This is a genomic window from Niveispirillum fermenti, assembly GCF_048066175.1.
In the GTDB taxonomy this organism is placed as follows: domain Bacteria; phylum Pseudomonadota; class Alphaproteobacteria; order Azospirillales; family Azospirillaceae; genus Niveispirillum; species Niveispirillum fermenti.
Genome location: NZ_JBLTXA010000005.1, coordinates 48,726 through 68,726 on the forward strand (window position 1 = coordinate 48,726; position 20,001 = coordinate 68,726).

Annotated in this window: 19 protein-coding genes; 7 read left to right on the forward strand and 12 right to left on the reverse strand. The window is 67.8% G+C overall.

Annotated elements, in window-relative coordinates; genetic code table 11:
* Positions 1-57: 57 nt before the first annotated feature.
* The 5 genes from ACM9LZ_RS06735 to ACM9LZ_RS06755 all read right to left on the reverse strand — a co-directional run bounded on the left by ACM9LZ_RS06735 (position 58) and on the right by ACM9LZ_RS06755 (position 4,214).
* The gene (locus ACM9LZ_RS06735) at positions 58-1,182 is read right to left on the reverse strand and encodes an aldose epimerase family protein (RefSeq protein WP_416618587.1); all 1,125 of its coding nucleotides are present in this window, start codon (positions 1,180-1,182) and stop codon (positions 58-60) included.
* An 87-nt stretch (positions 1,183-1,269) separates the two neighbouring features.
* The gene (moaC, locus tag ACM9LZ_RS06740; protein ID WP_416618588.1) at positions 1,270-1,749 is read right to left on the reverse strand and encodes a cyclic pyranopterin monophosphate synthase MoaC; all 480 of its coding nucleotides are present in this window, start codon (positions 1,747-1,749) and stop codon (positions 1,270-1,272) included.
* Positions 1,746-2,570, reverse strand: coding sequence for an indole-3-glycerol phosphate synthase TrpC (trpC, locus tag ACM9LZ_RS06745; RefSeq protein ID WP_416618589.1), 825 nt, complete (start codon positions 2,568-2,570; stop codon positions 1,746-1,748). The genes moaC and trpC overlap by 4 nt, the downstream gene beginning before the upstream one ends.
* Positions 2,567-3,604 carry an anthranilate phosphoribosyltransferase gene (gene trpD, locus ACM9LZ_RS06750; RefSeq protein WP_416618590.1) on the reverse strand — a complete coding sequence of 346 codons (1,038 nt, stop codon included), beginning with the start codon at positions 3,602-3,604 and terminating at the stop codon, positions 2,567-2,569. The genes trpC and trpD overlap by 4 nt, the downstream gene beginning before the upstream one ends.
* A gap of 7 nt (positions 3,605-3,611) precedes the next feature.
* Positions 3,612-4,214, reverse strand: a complete 603-nt coding sequence (locus ACM9LZ_RS06755; RefSeq protein WP_416618591.1) for an anthranilate synthase component II — start codon at positions 4,212-4,214, stop codon at positions 3,612-3,614.
* A 184-nt stretch (positions 4,215-4,398) separates the two neighbouring features.
* Between ACM9LZ_RS06755 and ACM9LZ_RS06760 the strand changes: the two genes are divergently transcribed.
* The 4 genes from ACM9LZ_RS06760 to oxyR all read left to right on the forward strand — a co-directional run bounded on the left by ACM9LZ_RS06760 (position 4,399) and on the right by oxyR (position 9,141).
* The gene (locus ACM9LZ_RS06760; RefSeq protein ID WP_416618592.1) at positions 4,399-5,619 is read left to right on the forward strand and encodes a divergent polysaccharide deacetylase family protein; all 1,221 of its coding nucleotides are present in this window, start codon (positions 4,399-4,401) and stop codon (positions 5,617-5,619) included.
* Between the two features lie 250 nt (positions 5,620-5,869).
* Positions 5,870-6,433, forward strand: a complete 564-nt coding sequence (gene ahpC, locus ACM9LZ_RS06765; protein ID WP_416618593.1) for an alkyl hydroperoxide reductase subunit C — start codon at positions 5,870-5,872, stop codon at positions 6,431-6,433.
* Between the two features lie 139 nt (positions 6,434-6,572).
* Positions 6,573-8,156: an alkyl hydroperoxide reductase subunit F gene (gene ahpF / locus ACM9LZ_RS06770; protein ID WP_416618594.1), complete on the forward strand. Its 1,584-nt coding sequence runs from the start codon at positions 6,573-6,575 to the stop codon at positions 8,154-8,156.
* A 73-nt stretch (positions 8,157-8,229) separates the two neighbouring features.
* On the forward strand, positions 8,230-9,141 hold the full coding sequence (gene oxyR, locus ACM9LZ_RS06775) for a DNA-binding transcriptional regulator OxyR (protein WP_416618595.1): 912 nt from the start codon (positions 8,230-8,232) through the stop codon (positions 9,139-9,141).
* A 9-nt stretch (positions 9,142-9,150) separates the two neighbouring features.
* Here oxyR and ACM9LZ_RS06780 read toward each other — a convergent pair whose 3' ends face one another.
* The 6 genes from ACM9LZ_RS06780 to ACM9LZ_RS06805 form a co-directional block, all read right to left on the reverse strand.
* Positions 9,151-11,109 carry an alpha/beta hydrolase family protein gene (locus ACM9LZ_RS06780; RefSeq protein WP_416618596.1) on the reverse strand — a complete coding sequence of 653 codons (1,959 nt, stop codon included), beginning with the start codon at positions 11,107-11,109 and terminating at the stop codon, positions 9,151-9,153.
* Positions 11,110-11,197: 88 nt separating this feature from the next.
* Entirely contained in the window at positions 11,198-13,417 is a 2,220-nt protein-coding gene (locus ACM9LZ_RS06785) for a primosomal protein N' (RefSeq protein ID WP_416618597.1), read from the reverse strand.
* A 224-nt stretch (positions 13,418-13,641) separates the two neighbouring features.
* Complete coding sequence (locus ACM9LZ_RS06790; RefSeq protein ID WP_416618598.1) at positions 13,642-14,901, reverse strand: Bcr/CflA family multidrug efflux MFS transporter; 1,260 nt, start codon at positions 14,899-14,901, stop codon at positions 13,642-13,644.
* 241 nt (positions 14,902-15,142) lie between these two features.
* Positions 15,143-15,715, reverse strand: a complete 573-nt coding sequence (locus ACM9LZ_RS06795) for an SRPBCC family protein (protein ID WP_416618599.1) — start codon at positions 15,713-15,715, stop codon at positions 15,143-15,145.
* Positions 15,708-16,031 carry an ArsR/SmtB family transcription factor gene (locus tag ACM9LZ_RS06800; RefSeq protein WP_416618600.1) on the reverse strand — a complete coding sequence of 108 codons (324 nt, stop codon included), beginning with the start codon at positions 16,029-16,031 and terminating at the stop codon, positions 15,708-15,710. The genes ACM9LZ_RS06795 and ACM9LZ_RS06800 overlap by 8 nt, the downstream gene beginning before the upstream one ends.
* A 160-nt stretch (positions 16,032-16,191) precedes the next feature.
* Complete coding sequence (locus tag ACM9LZ_RS06805; RefSeq protein WP_416618601.1) at positions 16,192-16,545, reverse strand: DUF1428 domain-containing protein; 354 nt, start codon at positions 16,543-16,545, stop codon at positions 16,192-16,194.
* Between the two features lie 219 nt (positions 16,546-16,764).
* On the opposite strand from ACM9LZ_RS06805, the gene ACM9LZ_RS06810 reads away from it, so the two are divergent.
* From ACM9LZ_RS06810 to thiE, 3 genes are all read left to right on the forward strand, one after another.
* The gene (locus ACM9LZ_RS06810; protein WP_416618602.1) at positions 16,765-17,223 is read left to right on the forward strand and encodes a hypothetical protein; all 459 of its coding nucleotides are present in this window, start codon (positions 16,765-16,767) and stop codon (positions 17,221-17,223) included.
* 122 nt (positions 17,224-17,345) lie between these two features.
* Positions 17,346-18,275 (forward strand): class I fructose-bisphosphate aldolase, encoded by a 930-nt coding sequence (locus ACM9LZ_RS06815; protein ID WP_416618603.1) that lies wholly within the window; start codon positions 17,346-17,348, stop codon positions 18,273-18,275.
* 206 nt (positions 18,276-18,481) lie between these two features.
* Entirely contained in the window at positions 18,482-19,108 is a 627-nt protein-coding gene (gene thiE, locus ACM9LZ_RS06820) for a thiamine phosphate synthase (RefSeq protein ID WP_416618604.1), read from the forward strand.
* Positions 19,109-19,157: 49 nt separating this feature from the next.
* Here thiE and fghA read toward each other — a convergent pair whose 3' ends face one another.
* Positions 19,158-20,000, reverse strand: coding sequence for an S-formylglutathione hydrolase (gene fghA, locus ACM9LZ_RS06825; protein WP_416618605.1), 843 nt, complete (start codon positions 19,998-20,000; stop codon positions 19,158-19,160).
* Between the last annotated feature and the right edge of the window lies 1 nt (position 20,001).

Sequence of the window (20,001 nt, forward strand, 5' to 3'; positions counted from 1 at the left end):
CGCACAAGCGGCACGGCGGCAGCCGCCGCCGTGCCAGATTGCGGGCTTGGAGGCGGATCATCCCCCGGCACCCGCCAGGGTGGAGAAGCGGTAGACCGACACATGGCGGTAGGTCTGGCCGGGGTCCAGCCGGGGGCTGGGAAAATCCGGCTGGTTGATGGCATCGGGGAAGCGCTGGGGTTCCAGGCACAGCCCGGCGGATTGGCGGTAGAGCCGTCCGCCCTTGCCGGCCAGATCGCCCGCCAGGGCATTGCCGGAATAGAATTGCAGCCCCGGTTCGGTGGTCGCCAGTTCCATCACGCGGCCCGTGGCCGGGTGTTCCAGGCGGGCGGCCGGTTCCGGGTTCGGCCCGCCACCAGCCCGCAGGGCGAAATTATGGTCATAGCCGCGGCCCAGCCGCAACTGCGCGTCGCCCGCGTCACGGATGCGGTCGCCGATCCTGTGCGGCGTGCGGAAATCGAACACAGTGCCCGCTACGGATGACAGCGCGCCAGTGGGGATCAGGGTAGCGTCCACGGGCGTGAACCGGTCGGCTGCCAGGGTCAGCACATGGTCCAGCACGTCACCGCCGGCCACCGCCCCGCCCAGATTGAAATAGGCATGGCTGGACAGATTGACGATGGTGGGCGCGTCGGTCTGCGCCGTCAGGGTCAGGGACAGCGCCCCCTGCCCGTCCAGCGCATAGACGGCGCGGATGGACAGGGCGCCCGGATATCCTTCCTCCCCGTCGGGGCTGTCATAGCGGAAAGTGGCGCTGCCGGGCGTCACCGCCTCCAGCGTCCATAGCCGCATGTCCAGCCCCTGGTTCCCGCCATGCAGGCTGTTCGGCCCGTCATTGCAGGGCACCTGGAAGGCACGGCCATCCAGCCGGAAGCGCCCGCCCGCGATACGGTTGGCACAGCGCCCGACAATGCCGCCCAGAAAGCTGCGCCGTTCCACATAGCCCGCCAGATCGTCATGCCCCAGCACGACATCACCCATCCGCCCCGCCCGGTCGGGCACCCACAGCCCCTGCAGGCCCGCCCCCAGGGTGATCAGCCGGGCCGTCATCCCGCGTGCATCGGCGATGGTCACCGCCTCCACCACCCGGCCGTCCGGCAGGGTGCCGAACAGGCTGCGGCCCGGCACCGGCGGGAAAGCGGAACCGCCGGCGGCGGAGGCGGCTGGAACCTGCATGTTCATCGGGGCCTCGTCGGAAGAACGGGAGGAATGGGGATGGTCAAAGGGCGGCGGGGTGACGGGCATGACGGGCACGAGCCCCTGATCCCGTCAGCCTCCGTGATAGGTGCCGCTCTTGCCGCCTTCCTTATAGGCCAGATGCACGCCGCCGATGATCATGCCCTTATCGACCGCCTTGCACATGTCATAGATGGTCAGCGCCGCGACCGACACGGCGGTCAGCGCCTCCATCTCCACGCCCGTGCGGCCCTTCAGCTTCACGGTGGCCTCGATCTCCACGCGCGATGCCGCCTCGTCGATGGTGAAATCGACGCCGACCCTGGACAGCATCAGCGGGTGGCACAGCGGGATCAGGTCGGGCGTCTTCTTGGCCGCCATGATGCCGGCCAGCCGCGCCACGCCCAGCACGTCGCCCTTTTCCATCCCGCCATCGCGGATCAGGGCCAGCGTCTCCGGCTTCATGGCGATATGGCCGCGCGCTGTGGCGATGCGCACCGTTTCGTCCTTGGCCGAGACATCGACCATGGCTGCATGGCCGGCCTCGTCGAAATGGGTCAGCGGGTTGGTCATGCCGCCTCGATCATGGGCGTGGACAGGAGTGCGCGGGTCGCGGCCGTCACGTCCGGCTTGGACATCAGGCTTTCACCGATCAGGAACCGCCGCGCCCCGGCACGGGCCAGGCGGGTCAGGTCGGCGGGGCTGTGGATGCCGCTTTCGGCCACCAGGTGCCGGCCGGCGGGCACCATGGCGGCCAGCCGCTCGGTGGTGGCCAGATCGATGGCCAGCGTCTTCAGGTTGCGGTTGTTCACGCCCAGCAGCCCGCCGGGCAGGTCCAGCGCGCGTTCCATCTCCGCCTCGTCATGCACTTCCACCAGCACATCCATGCCGAGTTCCACGGTCGCATCGTAAAGCTCGCGGGCCAAGGCATCATCCAGGCAGGCCATGATCAACAGGATACAATCGGCACCCAGCGCCCGGCTTTCCACGATCTGATAGGGATCGATCATGAAATCCTTGCGCAGGGCCGGCAGGTCCACGGCCGAGCGCGCGGCGCGCAGAAAGGCGTCGTCCCCCTGGAAATACGGCCTGTCGGTCAGCACCGACAGGCAGGTGGCGCCGGCATCGCGATAGGCAGTGGCCAGCGTCGGCGGGTCGAAATCGGCCCGGATCAGGCCCTTCGACGGGCTGGCCTTCTTGATCTCGGCGATCAGGGCCCATCGCCCCTGCGCCACCGTGGCATCCAGCGCGCGCGCGAAGCCGCGCGGGGCCGGTTGCGCCCGGGCCAGCCCGGTCACCATGGAAAGCGGACGCAAGGCCTTGGCGCGGGCCACGTGGTCGGCCTTGTCCGCGCAGATGCGGGCCAGCACGTCGGGTGTCGGATTGCTGTTCATAGGGTCATCGGCACGTTGGTGATGGAAGCCAGCCGGTCCAGCGCCAGGGAGGCCTGTCCGGATGCGATGCAGTCGGCGGCCCTGGCCACGCCGGCCTTCAGGTCGGGCACGGCATCGGCCACCACCAGGGCCGCGGCGGCGTTCAGCAGCACGATGTCCCGATAGGGGCCTTCCTGACCGGCCAGCACGGCGCGCAGGGCCGCCGCGTTATGCTCCGGATCGCCGCCGCGCAGGTCGCCCAGCGTCGCGCGCGGCAGGCCTGCATCCTCCGGCGTGATCTCGAACCGCCGCACCCGGCCATCCCGCAATTCGGCCACATGCGTGGCCCCGGTCGTGGTGATCTCGTCCAGCCCGTCGGCCCCGGACACCACCCAGGCACGGATGGAACCCAGATTGCACAGCACCTGGGCCAGCGGTTCCACCCATTTCGCGTCATAGACGCCCATCAATTGCCGCTTGGCACCCGCCGGATTGGACAAGGGCCCCATCAAGTTGAAGATGGTGCGCGTCCCCAGTTCCACCCGCGTCGGCCCGACATTGCGCATGGCCGTGTGATGGCGCGTGGCCAGCAGGAAGCCGATATGCGCATCGAACAGCGCACGGCGCACCAGCGCGAAATCGGCATCCAGGTTGACCCCCAGCGCCGACAGCACGTCGCCGGCCCCGGACCGGGAGGAGATGGCGCGGTTGCCATGCTTGGCCACGGGCACGCCGCAGCCCGCGATGACAAAGGCCACGGCCGTGGAGATGTTGTAGGTGTGCGCCCCGTCGCCGCCTGTGCCGCAGGTGTCGATGATGCCTTCCGGCGCCTCGATCGCCAGCGCCTTGGACCGCATGGCGCGCACGGCCCCCGTGATCTCGGGCACCGTTTCGCCGCGCACGCGCAGCGCCATCAGGAACCCGCCCATCTGGGCCGGCGTGGCATTGCCCGACATGATGATGGAGAAGGCATGTTCCGCCTCCGCCTCCGTCAGGGTGGCGCCGGTGGCGACCGTCGCCAGCAGCGCCTTGAAATCACCCATGTCCCCCGACATCACCGCCTCACGCCACTCGCAATTGCGGCCCGCGCTTCACGCCGGCCAGGTTGAGGAAATTGTCGAAGATCCTGTGCCCATGCTCCGACGCGATGCTTTCCGGATGGAACTGCACGCCATGGATGGGCAGGGTCTTGTGCGACAGGGCCATGATCATGCCGTCGGGTAGCCAGGCCGTGGCCTCCAGGCAGCCGGGCAGGCTTTCCCGCTCCACGATCAGCGAATGGTAGCGCGTGGCCTTGAACGGGCTGGGCAACCCCGCCATCAGGCCCTGCCCCTGGTGGAACATGTCAGACAGCTTGCCATGCATGGGCTCCGCGGCGCGCACCACCTTGCCGCCAAAGGCCTGGCCGATGGCCTGATGACCCAGGCACACACCCATCAGGGGAATATTGTGGGCCGCGGCGGCCCCGATCAGCGGCAGGCAGATGCCGGCCTTGTCCGGGTCGCACGGGCCGGGGGACAGGATGATGGCCTCCGGCTTCAGCGCCAGCGCCTCCTTCACCGACAGCGCGTCATTGCGCCAGACAGCCATCTCAGCGCCCAATTCGCCCAGATAATGCACCAGATTCCAGGTGAAACTGTCGTAATTGTCGATGAACAGCAGCATGGCTTCATTCCGTGACCGGCCCCCGGGGGCTTGGACCGCAAAGCCTACAGACAGCGGCCCGCGATTTCCAGCCTGTGCAGCCCTGCCAAGGCCGGCCATCGGCAATGCGGATGGGGCATTGCACCCAGCCCCGGATTTGTAGCACTAAACATTCCGTCCCGTTCCCAGACGAGTTGATGCCGCAATGCCCCCCAAGCCCCGGCCCCCCGGCAGCAACCGCCAGCGCCCGCGCGTGCAGGTGCGCCGGCGGCCATCGACCCGTGGCCGTGACGGCCTGCTCCGGGGACGACGTTCCCTGATGCTGTTCCTGTCACGTCTGGGCAGCGGCGGGCGCGTCGGTCTGGCCGTCCTGGCCTTCGTGCTGGTGGCCGGCGCCATGACGGCGCTTCTGGGTGGAGAACGCTACAATCCGGTGCCGGCCGGACCGCCCCTGACCCCGGTGGAGGAGGCGGCGGACGCCTCCGGCCTGGACGAACCGGAAGAGGCCGATGACGAGGACGCGGCGGAGCGGGCCGACCTTCCCGCCCGCCCCGGCCCCGCCCCGGCCGTGCCGGAAACACCGCCGCCCGCCCCGGCCGAACCGCCGCCGGCGGCACCGGCCCCGCCCCGGGAACAGGCACCGCCACAGGCCGCCGCCCCACCGGCGGCGACCCCGCCCCGTCCCCTGCCGCCGCTGGTGGAACCGCCGGCCGGCACACCCGCCTGGCAGCATCACGCCCTGCCGGCACCCGCACCCGATGGCCGGCCGCGCATCGTCGTGGTCATCGACGATATGGGGATCGACCGGCCGCGCACGGCCAAGGTTGTCACCCTGCCCGGCCCGCTGACGCTCGCCTGGCTGCCCTATGCCCGCGACCTGCCGTCCCAGACCGCCAAGGCTCGGGAGGCGGGGCACGAGTTGATCGTGCATATGCCGATGGAACCGTCCGGCAAGGAGGATCCAGGCCCCGGCGCGCTGCTGACCCGGCTGGACGAGCCGGCGTTGCGGCAGCGTCTGGACAACGGCCTGTCGGCCTTCCCCGGCTTCGTCGGGATCAACAACCATATGGGCAGCCGCTTCACGGCCGACCAGCAGGGCATGGCCGTGGTCATGGCCGAACTGGCGGCGCGCGGCCTGATGTTCCTGGACAGCCGCACCACTGCCGACAGCAAGGCCGCCCCCCTGTCGGCGCATTATCATGTGCCCATGGTGGCCCGCGACGTGTTCCTGGACCATGTCATGACGCCGCAGGGCGTGGCCGCATCCCTTGCCAAGGTGGAGGAGATCGCGCGGCGCCGCGGCCTGGCCATCGCCATCGGCCATCCCCACGACGTGACGACGCAGGCCTTGTCCCAATGGCTGCCCACCCTGGCCGACAAGGGTTTCCAACTCGTGCCGCTGACCGCCGCCGTGAAGGCGCCCTGACAGGCCGCATACCCTGCCTTGCGCTGCCGGAACGGCTTTCCGGTCAGGGAAAGCCGTTCCAAGGCGAACCCGGATGGATCGTTCGCCGGCCAACAGGGTGGGCCGGGCATCCGTGCGCCAGTTTGATAGTCTTCATCTATCAAATTTTGAGAATTTATCTATTTCATATATCAACAGCGGGACTATATGGTGTCACCGTAGATGCGGGCCACGGCCCGCGAGCCTTTCAATTTCACACCGGGAATCAGACATGTCTCTCGTGAACACCAAGGTCAAGCCCTTCAAGGCCCAGGCATTCAAGGACGGCAAGTTCATCGAGGTCACCGATGCCGACATCGTCGGCAAGTGGTCCATCTTCTTCTTCTATCCGGCGGACTTCACCTTTGTCTGCCCGACGGAGCTGGGCGACGTCGCCGACCATTACGAGGAGCTGCAGAAGCTGGGCGTGGAAGTGTACTCGGTGTCCACCGACACGCACTTCACCCACAAGGCCTGGCACGACGCCTCCGAGACGATCGCCAAGATCAAGTACACCATGATCGGCGATCCGACCCACGAGATCTCGACGAACTTCGAGGTTCTGCGTCCGGGCCAGGGCCTGGCCGACCGCGGCACCTTCATCGTTGATCCCGATGGCGTGATCCAGGCCGTTGAAGTCACCGCCGAGGGCATCGGCCGCGACGCCGCCGACCTGCTGCGCAAGGTCAAGGCCGCCCAGTATGTCGCCAGCCATCCGGGCGAGGTCTGCCCGGCCAAGTGGCAGGAAGGCGAGAAGACCCTCGCCCCCTCGCTGGACCTGGTCGGCAAGATCTAAGGTCAGGTACCCGGAGCCGCCCCGCCGGGGCGGCTCCCCCCCTTGCTTCCCCTTTTCCCTTTTAAAAATTCCATCAGGCCGCAACTGCCGACACCCGGCGGAACGCTATAGCTTTGCCTGATGTGACCGGAGAACCCGCATGCTTGATAATGCCATGAAGACCCAGCTCAAGGCCTATCTGGAGCGGGTCGTGCGTCCCATCGAGATCAAGGCCTTTGTCGATGACAGCCCGCGGTCCCGGCAGATGCTGGATCTGCTGGCGGATATCGCGTCCGCTTCCGACAAGGTCACCGTCGTGGAAATCCGCGGCGACAAGGATGCCCGCGTCCCCTCCTTCGCGCTGAATTCGCCCGGCCAGGATATCACCCTGGTGTTCGCAGGCCTGCCCATGGGGCATGAATTCACCTCGCTGGTGCTGGCGCTTCTGCAGGTCGGCGGCTATCCGCCCAAGGTGGAACAGGCGCTGATCGACCAGATCAAGGATCTGGATGGCGACTTCACCTTCGAGACCTATTTCTCCCAATCCTGCCAGAACTGCCCCGATGTGGTGCAGGCGCTGAACCTGATGGCCGTGCTGAACCCCCGCATCCGCCATGTCGCCATCGACGGCGCCGGCTTCCAGGCGGAGGTGGAGCAGCGTCAGGTCATGTCCGTCCCCACCATCTACATGAACGGCGCCGTCTTCGGCTCCGGCCGCATGGGGGTGGAGGAGATCGTCGCCAAGCTGGACGCCGGCGCCGCCGTGCGGGAGGCCAAGCGCCTGAACAATCTGGAGCCGTTCGACGTGCTGGTCGTGGGCGGTGGCCCGGCCGGTGCCGCGGCCGCCATCTATGCCGCCCGCAAGGGCGTGCGCACGGGCGTGGCGGCGGAACGGTTCGGCGGCCAGGTGCTGGACACGATGGAGATCGCCAATTTCATCTCCGTCCCCCATACGGAGGGGCCGAAGCTGGCCACGGCGCTGGAAACGCATGTCCGCGACTATGAAGTGGACATCATGAACCTGCAGACCGCCACGAAGCTGGTGCCCGGTGGCGACCTGATCGGCGTGGAACTGGCCAACGGCGCCACCTTGCGGTCACGGTCGGTGATCTTGTCCACCGGTGCGCGCTGGCGCCGCATGGGCGTGCCGGGCGAGGACCAGTACATGGCCAAGGGCGTGGCCTTCTGCCCCCATTGCGACGGCCCGCTGTTCAAGGGCAAGCGCGTGGCGGTGATCGGCGGCGGCAATTCCGGGGTGGAGGCGGCCATCGACCTGGCCGGCATCGTTTCCCACGTCACGCTGCTGGAATTCGACAGCAAGCTGCGCGCCGATGATGTGTTGCAGCGCAAGCTGCGGTCCCTGCCCAATGTCCGCATCATCCTGTCGGCCCGCACGACGGAGGTGACGGGCGACGGCACAAGGGTGAACGGCCTGAAATACGAGGACCGCACCAGCAGCGAAATCCACCATGTCGCGCTGGAAGGCATCTTCGTGCAGATCGGCCTGCTGCCCAACACCGAATGGCTGAAGGGCACGGTGGAGCTGTCGCCGCGGGGCGAGGTCCTGGTCAATGACCGGGGCGAGACCTCCATCCCCGGCGTGTTCGCGGCCGGCGACTGCACGACCGTGCCCTACAAGCAGATCGTGATCGCCATGGGCGAGGGGGCCAAATCCTCCCTCGCCGCCTTCGACCACCTGATCCGCACGTCCGCTCCCGCGGTTGCGCAGGACGCCGCGGCGTGATCAGGTAGGAAGCGGCGCCCCTTCCCTCCCCCCTCCGGGGCGCCGCTTCCCTTATCCCTTGACCGGGCAGCCCATGACCCTGCGTGAACTGCAATATCTGGTCGCCCTGGCCACCCACCGGAATTTCCGGCGGGCGGCAGAGGCGTGCCTGGTCAGCCAGCCGACCCTGTCCACCCAGATCAGCAAGCTGGAGGACGAGCTGGGCGTGCTGCTGCTGGAGCGGGACCGGCGCAAGGTGATGCTGACCGCCGCCGGCCACGACGCCGTGGAACGCGCCCAGCGCATCCTGCGTGAGGTGGACGAGATGAAGGAGGCCGCCCGGCATGCCGGCACGGTGGAGGCCGGCACGCTGCGGCTTGGCATCTTCCCCACCCTTGGGCCCTATCTCCTGCCCTATCTGGTGCCCCAGATCCGCGACCGTTATCCGCAGTTGAAGCTGTTGCTGTTCGAGGAGAAGAGCGACACGCTGCTGGCCCGGCTGGACAAGGGCGCGCTGGACGCGGCCTTCCTGGCCCTGCCCGTGCAGGATGACCGGCTGGTGAGCGCGTTCCTGTTCCGCGAGCCCTTTCTGATGGCCGTTCCCGCCGACCACCCGCTGGCGGCCCAGGGCAGCGTGACGCTGGAGGACCTGCGCGCCCACACCCTGATGCTGCTGGAGGAAGGCCATTGCCTGCGCAATCAGGCGCTGGAGGTCTGCCAATTGTCCGGGGCGCAGGAAACGACGGAGTTCCGCGCCACCAGCCTGGAGACATTGCGCCAGATGGTGATCGCCGGCATGGGGGCAACGCTGCTGCCGGCCCTGGCCGTCAACAGCACGGGCGCACAGGCGGAGAATATCCGCCTGCTGCGGTTCAAGGAGGATGAGCCCAGCCGGGAGATCGGGCTGGTCTGGCGCCGCACCTCCCCCATGGGCTTCTTCTTCCGCCAGATCGCCGATATCTGCCGGCAGGCCATGCAGGACGAGGAAAAGCTCCTGCCGGCCTGACGGCCGGCCTCACCGGCCGATATGTCTGGCCAGGAACCGTTCCCATTCCTTCAGCACCGTGACCATCTGATCGGTGAGCAGCGGGGAATGATCCATGCCCGCGATTTCGACATACTCCACAGGCTTGCCGGCACGGCTCAGCGCCCGCGCCATCTCCTTGCTGTGATCGACAGTGGCCTGGATGTCCAGGTCCCCGTGGATCAGCAGCACCGGCGCACCCACCTTCTCCACATTGTGGAAAGGGGAAATGGGGCGAAGCTCGTCGGGATCATCCCCGAAGAAGATCCCGCGATACAGGTTCCTGGCGCTGCTGGCTCCCACCTCCCGGTAAAGCCGGATCAGATTGGTGACGGGTGCGGTTGCAATGGCGCACTTGAACAGCGCCGGCGTCTTGATCGTGGCCATCAGGGCGGCATAGCCGCCATAGCTCCAGCCCACGATGCACATGCGGGCCGGATCGGCATAGCCCTGGGCCACGGCCCATTGTGCCGCGTCCGTGACATCATCCTGCATCAGGCCGCCCCATTGCCGCTCGCCGGCCTGCTGGAACGCAGCGCCATAGCCGGTCGAGCCCCTGAAATTAGGCTGTAGAACGGCATAGCCCCGGCTGGCCAGAAACTGCGACAGGATGTCGAAGCCGCCATCATCGCGCGCCATCGGCCCGCCATGCGGCATGACGATGAGGGGCAGGTTCCGCTCCGGCATGCCCACGGGCAATGTCAGATATCCCGGAATCTCCAGCCCGTCGCGCGCCTTGAAGGAAACGGGCCGCCGGGCGCTGACAAGATTCTGCGGGATGCCGGGATAGGTGTCGCCGAAGAAGGAATACTCGCCCGTCCGCCGGTCGAACAGACGATAGGTCGTGGGGGCGGCCAGGGAATGGCTTGCGGTCAGCAGGAGGCTGCCATCGGCCGCGGTGTCGATGATGATCTCCCGGCTGTCGGGAACGGCCTTGTCCAGCGCTTCCTGCATCTTCTGGACCGCCGGGTCCAGCCAGCGCCGCTGCGGCAGGTCATCAGTCCAGGTAACCGCCGTCACAGCACCACCCCGCACCATCGCCGCCCCCACGTCGTAACGGGGATCGTCGGCTATTTTCCCGCCGATGGTATCGGTGTCGATATCGTAGGTATAGACGGCCAGCCGGTCGCCCTCGTGCCGGGAGGCCACGAAAAGATCCTTGCCGCTGCGGCCGAACCCCAGCACCGTGAATGCGTCCTCGTCGGAGAGCAGCTTCTGCATGCGCATTTCCCGGAACGGCCCGCCCGGCGCCCGGCTGAGATACCGTAGTTCCAACCGTCGGTCGTCATAGGTCGCCGCGACGCGAATTCCGCCCGTCGGATCGGGAATATAGGAAACGACGTTGGGCAGCGGCCACTGCACCTGGCTGTGCCGCCCCGTCACGATATTCACCTTCACCACACCGGGCCACGGACCGGTGTCGGCTGGATACGCCATCAGCACATGTTCGGCATCGACGAAGTTGAGGATGGGCGTGTCCGACAGATAGAAGCTGTAACCCTTCGGCCGCCGGTCCAGCAGGACCTTCATGTCCTTCATGTCGCGGGAAACCGAGATGACGCGCGAAAATCGCAGCGGCAGGCTCCGTGACGTGCCGACCATGGCGGCGCGCACCTTTTCCGTTCCCAAGACCTCCAGCAACAGCCGTTCGTTGGAGGGCCAGTGGATGCCGGTGATCTCGGCATCATTGGGGGCAAGGATGGACGGGGATTGGTCATCACGCAGCGGCACCGGTCGCACCACCAGATGCTGCCGCCCCCCGATGGGGGTCAGATAGGCAACATGGCTGCCGTCCGGCGACAGGCTGACGTTCGACATCACGGGCCGGTGGGCGAAAACCTCCACCGGCAGGTCCGACGGCCGCATCTCCCGCGCCACCGCCGAACCGGCCAGCATCAACCCCGCCACGGCCCCGGCCAGCCAGCGCACTTGCCACCCGCCCCGCATCATCCGCCCCCCCGTGATCGTTTCCCAATCCGTTACAGCCGGCAGGGTAGAGGATATGGTAAATAAGTGTAAACCTGCGATATCACCACTCTTAAAGGAAACTGTAGGGATCGATATCAACCTGCACACGCACGGAGGCGGGCACATCCACCACCGACAGCCAGTCATGCAGGATGGGCTGCAGGGCGACACCCTTCGGTCCCTTCAGCAGCAGGCGGCGGCGGAAACGTCCGCGCAGCACGGCCAGCGGCGCCGGGGCCGGCCCCAGGATGGTCAGGTCCTCCCGCTCCCGCGGGGCGCGGCGGCCCAGGGCGGCGGCGGCGGCGTCCACGGCCTGCTCATCCTCTCCCGACACGATGATGGCGGCCAGCCGGCCGAAGGGGGGCATCTCCAGCTGCCGCCGCTGCTCGCTCTCGATCGCCAGGAAACTGTCGCGGTCATGGGCGGCCAGCGACTGCATGACGGGGTGCTCGGGCATATGGGTCTGCAGCAGCACCCGGCCCGGCCGCTCCTCCCGGCCCGCCCGGCCCGCCACCTGGTGCAGAAGCTGGAAGGTGCGCTCCGCCGCGCGCAGGTCGCCGCCCGACAGCCCCAGATCGGCATCCACCACGCCCACCAGGGTCAGCAGCGGAAAATGGTGGCCCTTGGCCATCACCTGCGTGCCGATCAGAAGATCGATGGCGCCGGCCTTCACCTGCTCGATCACCTCTCGCATGGCGCGGGGGCCGGCCAGCGTGTCGGATGTCATCAGGGCGACGCGCGCGTCGGGGAACAGGGTCGCCACCTCCTCCGCCACACGCTCCACCCCCGGACCGCAGGCCACGAAGCTGCCTTCCGCCTCGCATTGCGGGCAGGCGTCGGGGCTGCGGGCCTGATAGCCGCAATGATGGCATTGCAGGCGCCGCGACAGCCTGTGTTCCACCAGCCAGGCGGTGCAGTTGGGGCATTGCAGCCGGTGGCCGCAGCCGCGGCACAAGGTCAGCGGCGCATAGCCACGGCGGTTCAGGAACAGCATCCCCTGCTCGCCGGCCAGCATGGTCTGCGATAGCGCCTCGCGCAGGACGGGCGACAGCCATTGGCGCGCCGGGGGGGCCTGCTCCTTGCGGCGCAGGTCGATCAGGGTCACGTCGGGCATGCTGGCCCCGCCATGGCGCGACGGCAGGTCGATGCGGGCATAGCGCCCCGTCTCGGCATTGACCAGCGTCTCCAGCGACGGAGTGGCGCTGGCCAGGACGATGGGGATGCGCCCCAGATGCGCCCGCGCCACGGCCATGTCGCGGGCATGGTAGATGACGCCGTCCTCCTGCTTGAAGGCGGCCTCGTGCTCCTCGTCCACCACGATCAGGCCCAGATCGGGATAGGGCAGGAACAGGGCGGACCGGGCACCGACGATAACCCGTGCCTCGCCCCTGGCCACGGCGCGCCAGGTGTGGCGGCGCAGGGGCGGGGCCATGTCGGAATGCCATTCGGCCGGCCGCACGCCGAACCGGTCCGCGAACCGGTCCAGCCACTGCGCCGACAGGGCGATTTCCGGCAGCAGGACCAGGGCCTGCCGGCCGGCGCGCAGTGCTGCCGCCACCGCCTCGAAATAGACCTCCGTCTTGCCCGATCCCGTCACGCCGTCCAGCAGGGTCGCACTGTAGCCGCCGGCCGCCGCCTTGCCGGCCAGGTCATCGGCGGCCAGTCGCTGCGCGCCCGACAAGGGCTTGGGATTGGCATCGGGGTCGGGGCGGGGAAAGCGCGGCAGGGCCAGCATGGGCACGGTGGCCAGCACCCCGGCCTCTGCCAGTCCGCGCACCACGGCGGGACCGCACCCGGCCTCTGCTGCCAGATCGGCCGCCAGGCGCGGCGGTCCGTCGGACAGCAGGTCCAGGATGCGCCTGCGCGCCGGTGTCAGGCGCAGCCCGTCGGGCAGGTCGTCCCCGGCGCGCATATAGGCCGTCAGGGCGCGCGGATCCTCCAGCGCGGCCGACACCGACACGGCCATGCGCAGCACGGCACCGACGGGCGCCATCGTATAGGCCGCCACCCATTCGATGAAGCGCCGGCCGACATCGGGCATGGGCGGCAGGTCGATATGGCGCAGCACGGGCCGCAGGCGGCGTTCCTCCACGCCGCCCTGCGCATCCCCGTCTCCCCAGACGACACCGAACAGGCGGCGCGGGCCCAGCGGCACCTCCACATAGGACCCGGGCACCAGGGCCATGTCGCCCGGCACCTTGTAATCATAGGGTTCCGGCAGCGGCAGCGGCAATTGCACGCGCACGCGGGCCGGCGGCGCCGTGACCGCGCCCAGCAGGTCGCCCGTCATGTACCGTCATCCACGCGCCGGCACCTGCCCCCGATGCGCCAGGGGGCCCGGCGGGACGCCGCCGGCCGCAAACCGCGATCCATCACGCTTCATCTCTCGGCATGGGCGGGAACGACCGTGGAAATGGGCATGGAAAGGCGACACCGGAACCTTGGCACGGGCGGCCATCCTGGCATAATCGGCAGACCCTGCCAACGCCCTGCCTACCCGGCCATCGCCGCCATTCAAGGACGGGGAGGCAGCAGCCGCCGGTGCGCCACCAGACCGGCCAGCGCACTGCTGCACAGGATGGCTGACATGGGCAGGGGCGACCCGCCTTGTGTCAGCACGCCGACCAGCCCGCCGGCAAGGGCGCCCGCGCAAAGCTGCAGGGCGCCGGCAAGGGAGGACGCCGTGCCGGCCATATGGGGGAAGGCAGCCAGCGCCCCCGCCATGCCATTGGACCCGACCAGGCCCAGCGCGCCCAGATAGAAGAACAGCGGCACGGCGACGCCCCACAGGCCGCCGATCCCCAGACCGGCCGTGACGATCAGCACCGCCCCCGTGGCGGCCGTGGCCAGGATGCCCCAGCCGAGCATACGATCCACACCATGGCGCAGCACCAGCCGGCTGTTGATGATATTGGACACCATCAGCGCCACGACATTGACCCCGAACAGCAGGCCGAACTGTTCCGGGGAAACGCCGAAATGCTCGATATAGATGAAGGGCGTGCCGGAGATATAGGCGAACATGCCCGCCGACACGAAGCTGCCGGGCACCGCATAGCCCATGAAGCGGCGATCCAGCATCAGCAGCATGTAATTGGCCAGCACACCGCCACCCACCCGCGCGCCCGTCACGGGACGACGGGTTTCCCGCACGGTCAACAGGCTCAACCCGGCGATCATCCCGAAGACCGTCAGACACCAGAAGATGCCGCGCCAGCCGATATGGTCCAGCACCATGCCACCAGCCAGGGGCGCCAGCATGGGCGCCACCCCCATGACCAGCATCATCAGCGACATGACAGAGGCGCCGCGGTCGCGGTCAAAGGCATCGCGCACCATGGCGCGCGCGATGACAGGGGCCGCGCAGGCCCCGACCCCGTGCGCCACGCGCCAGGCCGTCAGGGCCCAGATATCACTGGCCAGCGCACATCCGACCCCCGCCAGCACGAACAGGGCCACACCCGCCGCAGCCGGCAGCTTGCGACCGAACCGGTCGCCCAGCGGCCCCCACAGCAACTGTCCCGCGCCATAGCCGATCAGAAAGGATGAGAGCGTCATCTGCACCTGCGCCTGTTCCACGCCCAGGTCAGCACCGATGGCCGGCAGGGCCGGCAGGTACATGTCGATGGCCATGGGTCCGAACATGGTCAGGCATCCCATGACCATGACGAACCAGACGAAGCTGGTGCCGGGCGGCAGGCCACCGGAACCCGGCGCGACATTGCCACCCGCCGTCTGTTCCAGCCGAACTTCCCCCATGTCACCCGTGCGCATCTTCACTGATCCCGGACCCGGCCGGCGGGCCGGTGCGGGCAGGATGCCCGGGCCGGCCGTCACGCGGCAGAAATGGCGGGCGCCCGTTTCATCCCCCGTTTTGTCATTGGCAACGGAACAGGGGCAACAGAACAGGCGCCGGACCCGGTCAGTACCGGGCAGTGCATTAATTAAAGCACCACCCGTGCTGCGACGCACCCGGACCTTGCCCATGGCAGCCGCCCGCCCGCCGCATGGCCGGTCAACCGGCCAGCCGCGTTTCATACTCCTGTTCCAGGGCGGTATGCAGTGTCCAGAAGCCGGGGGCCGCCGCCCCTTCCAGTTCCGCCGACAGGATGCCCAGATGCGTATGCCAGCCGGCCGACACGCTGATCATCACGGCACGGCTGTTCACCCGCCGGTGCGTCAGGATCAGCCGCACCTTCCCGTCACCTTCCGGCCCGTCACCTTCCGGCCCGTCACCTTCGGGTGCCAGTTCGATGGTCACCAGCGACGGATCGCCCCCCGCCTCGTCCCAGGTGAAGGAAAGAAGCCGTCCCGGCTCCCATGCCTGAATGCTGCCCGTGGTGGCGCAGCCATCGGCCGCCACATCCTTGTATTTGTCGGGCACGGCCATATCGCCCGGCCCCAGCCGGGTATTGTGGAATTCCAGCCGGAACGGAGCGCCCATACGCGCTTCCATGGCCCCGAAGGCCAGCCAGCGGCCCCGCAGGTCGCTGTCGGTCAGATAGCGCCAGACCCTGTCCAGGGGGCCGGGCAGCACCCGTTCGAACCGGACCGACCCGGCTTCCGTCACGATACCGAAATCACTCATCACCATCCTCCTCCCGCAGGGCCTGTTCCAGAGCATCCAGGCGACCGGCCCAGAAGCCGCGCACCCGTGCGATCCAGGCGTCCATTGCATCCAGCCCGGCAGGATCCAGGCTGTAGATGCGTCGCTGTCCATCCACCCGCACCCGCACCAACCCCGCCTCCCGCAGCGCCTTCAGGTGCTGGGAAACGGCAGGGGCGCTGATGCGCGCATCCTGCTGCAGGAAGGTTACGATCTCCCCGGCGCCGCGGGGACCATGCCCCAGCATCTCCAGGATCGAACGCCGCATAGGATCGGCAAGGGCGGTGAAGCTGTCCATGGGTCTATGTTTTCATATTCACTTAATTAAGTCAAACAAAAAATATAAACAAGCCGCCCCTGCAAGGCGACCATACAGGTCAGAACGAACGGCAGGGGGGCGGAACGGGTTCACGTTCCGCCCCCCTGCCCTCTGGGCCCCGACCACAACAGCGGAAAGATCAGTTCTGCAGCAGCAGATTGAACCCGCCCCAGATTAGGCGCTTGCCATCGAAGGGCATGTCGGCCATCTCAGCCTGCATGCGCGGATCGGCCATGACCTTGGCATTGACCGCATCGCGCACCTCGCGCGAGGGATAGGTGATCCAGGAGAAGACGACGACCTCGTCCTCCTTGGCCAGCACCGATCGGGGGAAGGATGTCACCTCGCCATAGGGGGTGTCGTCGCCGACGCATTCCACATAGGAAAGGGCGCCATGGTCCATCCATATCTGGCAGGCCCGCGCCGCCACTTCCTTGTAGGCGTCCATCTTGTCCTTGGGTACGGGCAGCACGAAACCGTCGACATAGGTCATCTTCATCTCCCTTGGTGATAGTGTGTCGGCACGCCCCAAGGACGATCCTGCCCCCTTCATCCCGACAGGAGCAGCGCGTTTTTCTTCAGGAAAATCGCCGGCCCATGACAATCGCCCGGAAAGCAGGATCGTGACCGCCGGAAAGGCTTGCCAGCATCCCGCCGGATTTCCATCATGCCCGCCATCCCATCACGCCCCCCTGTCCACGGGATTCCCTCCATGGCACCCGCCTCCGCCCCTGTCGACTGGTCCGTCACCCCCGCCGTGCGGGTGGACGGGCACGTGGCGGGGCGGCTGGTACTGGAACTGGCGGCGGGGCGGCCCGTGCGGCTGGTTTCCGCCCCCGGCATCGCCGGACTGGCGGGGGCCGGGTGGTGGGCCGGGCTGCTGCGGCTGTGGCGGACGGAGGCGACGGGGCCGTTCCTGGCGCTGCTGGACTGCACCGACCTGGAAGGCCAGGTGCTGTCAGCACTGCGCGCCGGGGTGACGGACATCGTGTGGCAGCCGCGGCCGGATGCGGCGGACGGGGTTGCCGCGCGGCTGCTCTCGCTGGCCACGGCCCACGGGGCCCGGCTGCATCCCCCGCCGGTGGGGGTGACAGAGCCGTGCTGGCGGCGCAACCGTGCTGCCCCCTTAAGGCAATACCTGTCTCAATGCCTTGATTTTGCTCAAATGTAACGCGACTACAAACACTACCGGACGGGGGTGCTGCGTTGCATTGCACCCCCTTCTGGGCTATCAAACCGGCATCCGACACGGCCCTTTCCACGGGGGCCCACAAACCTGGCAGGAAAACGAAAATGAAGCTTACCCGCCGCGTGAAGGAAATCCTTTCCTGGTATGAGAGCGACAATCCCGGCACCAAGGCCAATCTCGCCCGTATCCTGATGGAAGGCCGCCTGGGCGGCACTGGCAAGCTGGTGATCCTGCCCGTCGACCAGGGGTTCGAGCATGGGCCCGCCCGCAGCTTCGCCATGAACCCGGCGGCCTATGATCCGCACTACCATTACCAGCTTGCCATCGATGCCGGGCTGTCGGCCTATGCCGCCCCGCTGGGCCCGCTGGAAGCCGGTGCTTCGACTTTCGCCGGCTCCATCCCGCTGATCTTGAAGATGAACAGCGCCAACAGCCTGTCCACCTTCAAGGAAGGTGCCGATCAGGCCGTGACGGCCAGCGTCGATGACGCCCTGCGCATCGGCGCATCGGCCATTGGCTTCACCATCTATCCGGGCTCCGATGCGCAGTTCGGCCAGATGGAAGAAATCCGCGAACTGTCGCGTGAGGCCAAGTCCAAGGGCATCGCCACGGTGATCTGGTCCTATCCGCGCGGCGGTGCCATCTCCAAGAAGGGTGAACTGGCGCTGGATGTGGACGCCTACGCGGCCCACATGGCCGCCCTGCTGGGCGCCCACATCATCAAGGTCAAGCTGCCCACCGCCGACCTGGAGCAGGATGAAGCCCGCAAGATCTACGAGAAGCACGACATTCCGCGCGCCACCCAGGCGGAGCGCGTGAAGCACATCACCCAGGCCTGCTTCAACGGCCGCCGCCTGGTGGTCTTCTCCGGCGGTGCAGCCAAGGGCGAGGATGCCGTGTACGATGACGCCCGTGCCATCCGCGACGGCGGCGGCAACGGCTCCATCATCGGCCGCAATGCCTTCCAGCGCTCGCGCGAGGATGCGCTGGCCCTGCTGGACAGGCTGGTCCGCATCTACCAGAACAAGGAATAAGCGCTTTACGCTTGTTGCTTGAGACGCCGGCGCCCACATCCGTGGGCTGGCTTCACGCCTTCACGTGCGGGCGCGGCGCCGGTCGGCGCGGATAGCAGGGGTCAATGCCATTAACCCCTGCTATATACTGGGCTGCTATGGGGCCCGGCGCGGTTCAACACCGCGCCGGGCTTTTTTCATGACCGCCTCTTCCTCCGGAACCATCCATGTCCGACTGCCGCCTCTATCTGATCACCCCGCCGCGCATCGATCTGGCCACCTTCCCCGCCCAACTGGCATCGGCCCTTGATGCGGGGGACGTGGCCTGCGTGCAGTTGCGGCTGAAGATGGTGGGGGACGACGATATCCGTCGAGCCATCGATGCGCTGCGCCCCATCGCCCAGGACCGGGACGTGGCTTTCATCCTGAACGACCGCCCCGACCTAGCAGCGACCGGCGGCTGCGATGGCGTGCATGTCGGGCAGGAGGACACGCCCTATACCCAGGCGCGCAAGATCATGGGCCGCGACGCCATCGTCGGCGTCACGTGCCATGACAGCCGGCACCTGGCCATGGTGGCAGGGGAGGACGGGGCCGATTACGTGGCCTTCGGCGCCTTCTTCGACACGGCGACCAAGGAGCCCAAGGCCCGGGCCGAGCCGGAGATCCTGTCCTGGTGGCAGGAGATGATGGAGATCCCCTGCGTGGCCATCGGCGGCATCACCGTCGATAATTGCGCCGCGCTGGTGAAGGCGGGGGCCGACTTCCTGGCCGTCAGCGGCGGCGTCTGGAACCATGCGGATGGTCCGGTCGCCGCGGTAAAGGCCTTCAACCAGCGGATCGCCGGCAGGTAAGCGCCGGCCACCGGCCCTGACCGGCCGGCCGGCCGGCGCCCCGACAGGGTCACCCGGCCAGCCGCGCCGCGTGCCAGCGCAGATGGTCTTCCATGAAGCTGGAAATGAAATAATAGGAATGGTCGTACCCTTCCTGCAGGCGCAGGGTCAGGGGGATGCCCGCCCGCGCGCAGGCATCGGCCAGCAATTGCGGACGAAGCTGGCCATCCAGGAACCCGTCGGCCGTACCCTGGTCCACCAGCAGGTCGGGCAGGCGCGCGCCATCCTCGATCAGTGCGACGGCGTCGTGCCGGCGCCACAGGTCCTTGTCGTCGCCCAGATAGGCCGGCAGCGCCTTGTGGCCCCAGGGGACCTGCGTCGGGGCCACGATGGGTGCAAAGGCCGACACCGACCTGAACCGGCCGGCATGGCGCAGCGCCACCGTCAGCGCCCCATGCCCGCCCATCGAATGGCCCGTGATACCCTGACGCTCCATGTCGACGGGGAAATGCGCGGCCACCAGGGCCGGCAGTTCCACCGTCACATAGGTCCACATCCGGAAATGCGGTGCCCAGGGCGCCTCGGTCGCGTCCACATAGAAACCGGCCCCCTGCCCCAGGTCCCAGCCCGCATCGTCGGCCACCCCTTCACCGCGCGGGCTGGTGTCGGGGCAGATGATGACCAGGCCCAGTTCGGCGGCCCAGCGGCGGAACTCCCCCTTCTCCGTCACGTTGGCATGGGTGCAGGTCAGGCCCGACAGATACCAGACGACGGGGCATTTCGCGCCGTCGGCGGCCTGCGGCGGCGTGAAGACGCTGAATACCATGGGCGTGCCCGTCGCCGTGGAGGCATGGCGATAGACGCCCTGCACACCGCCATGGGACCGGGTGGTGGAGACGGTTTCCAGCGCCATG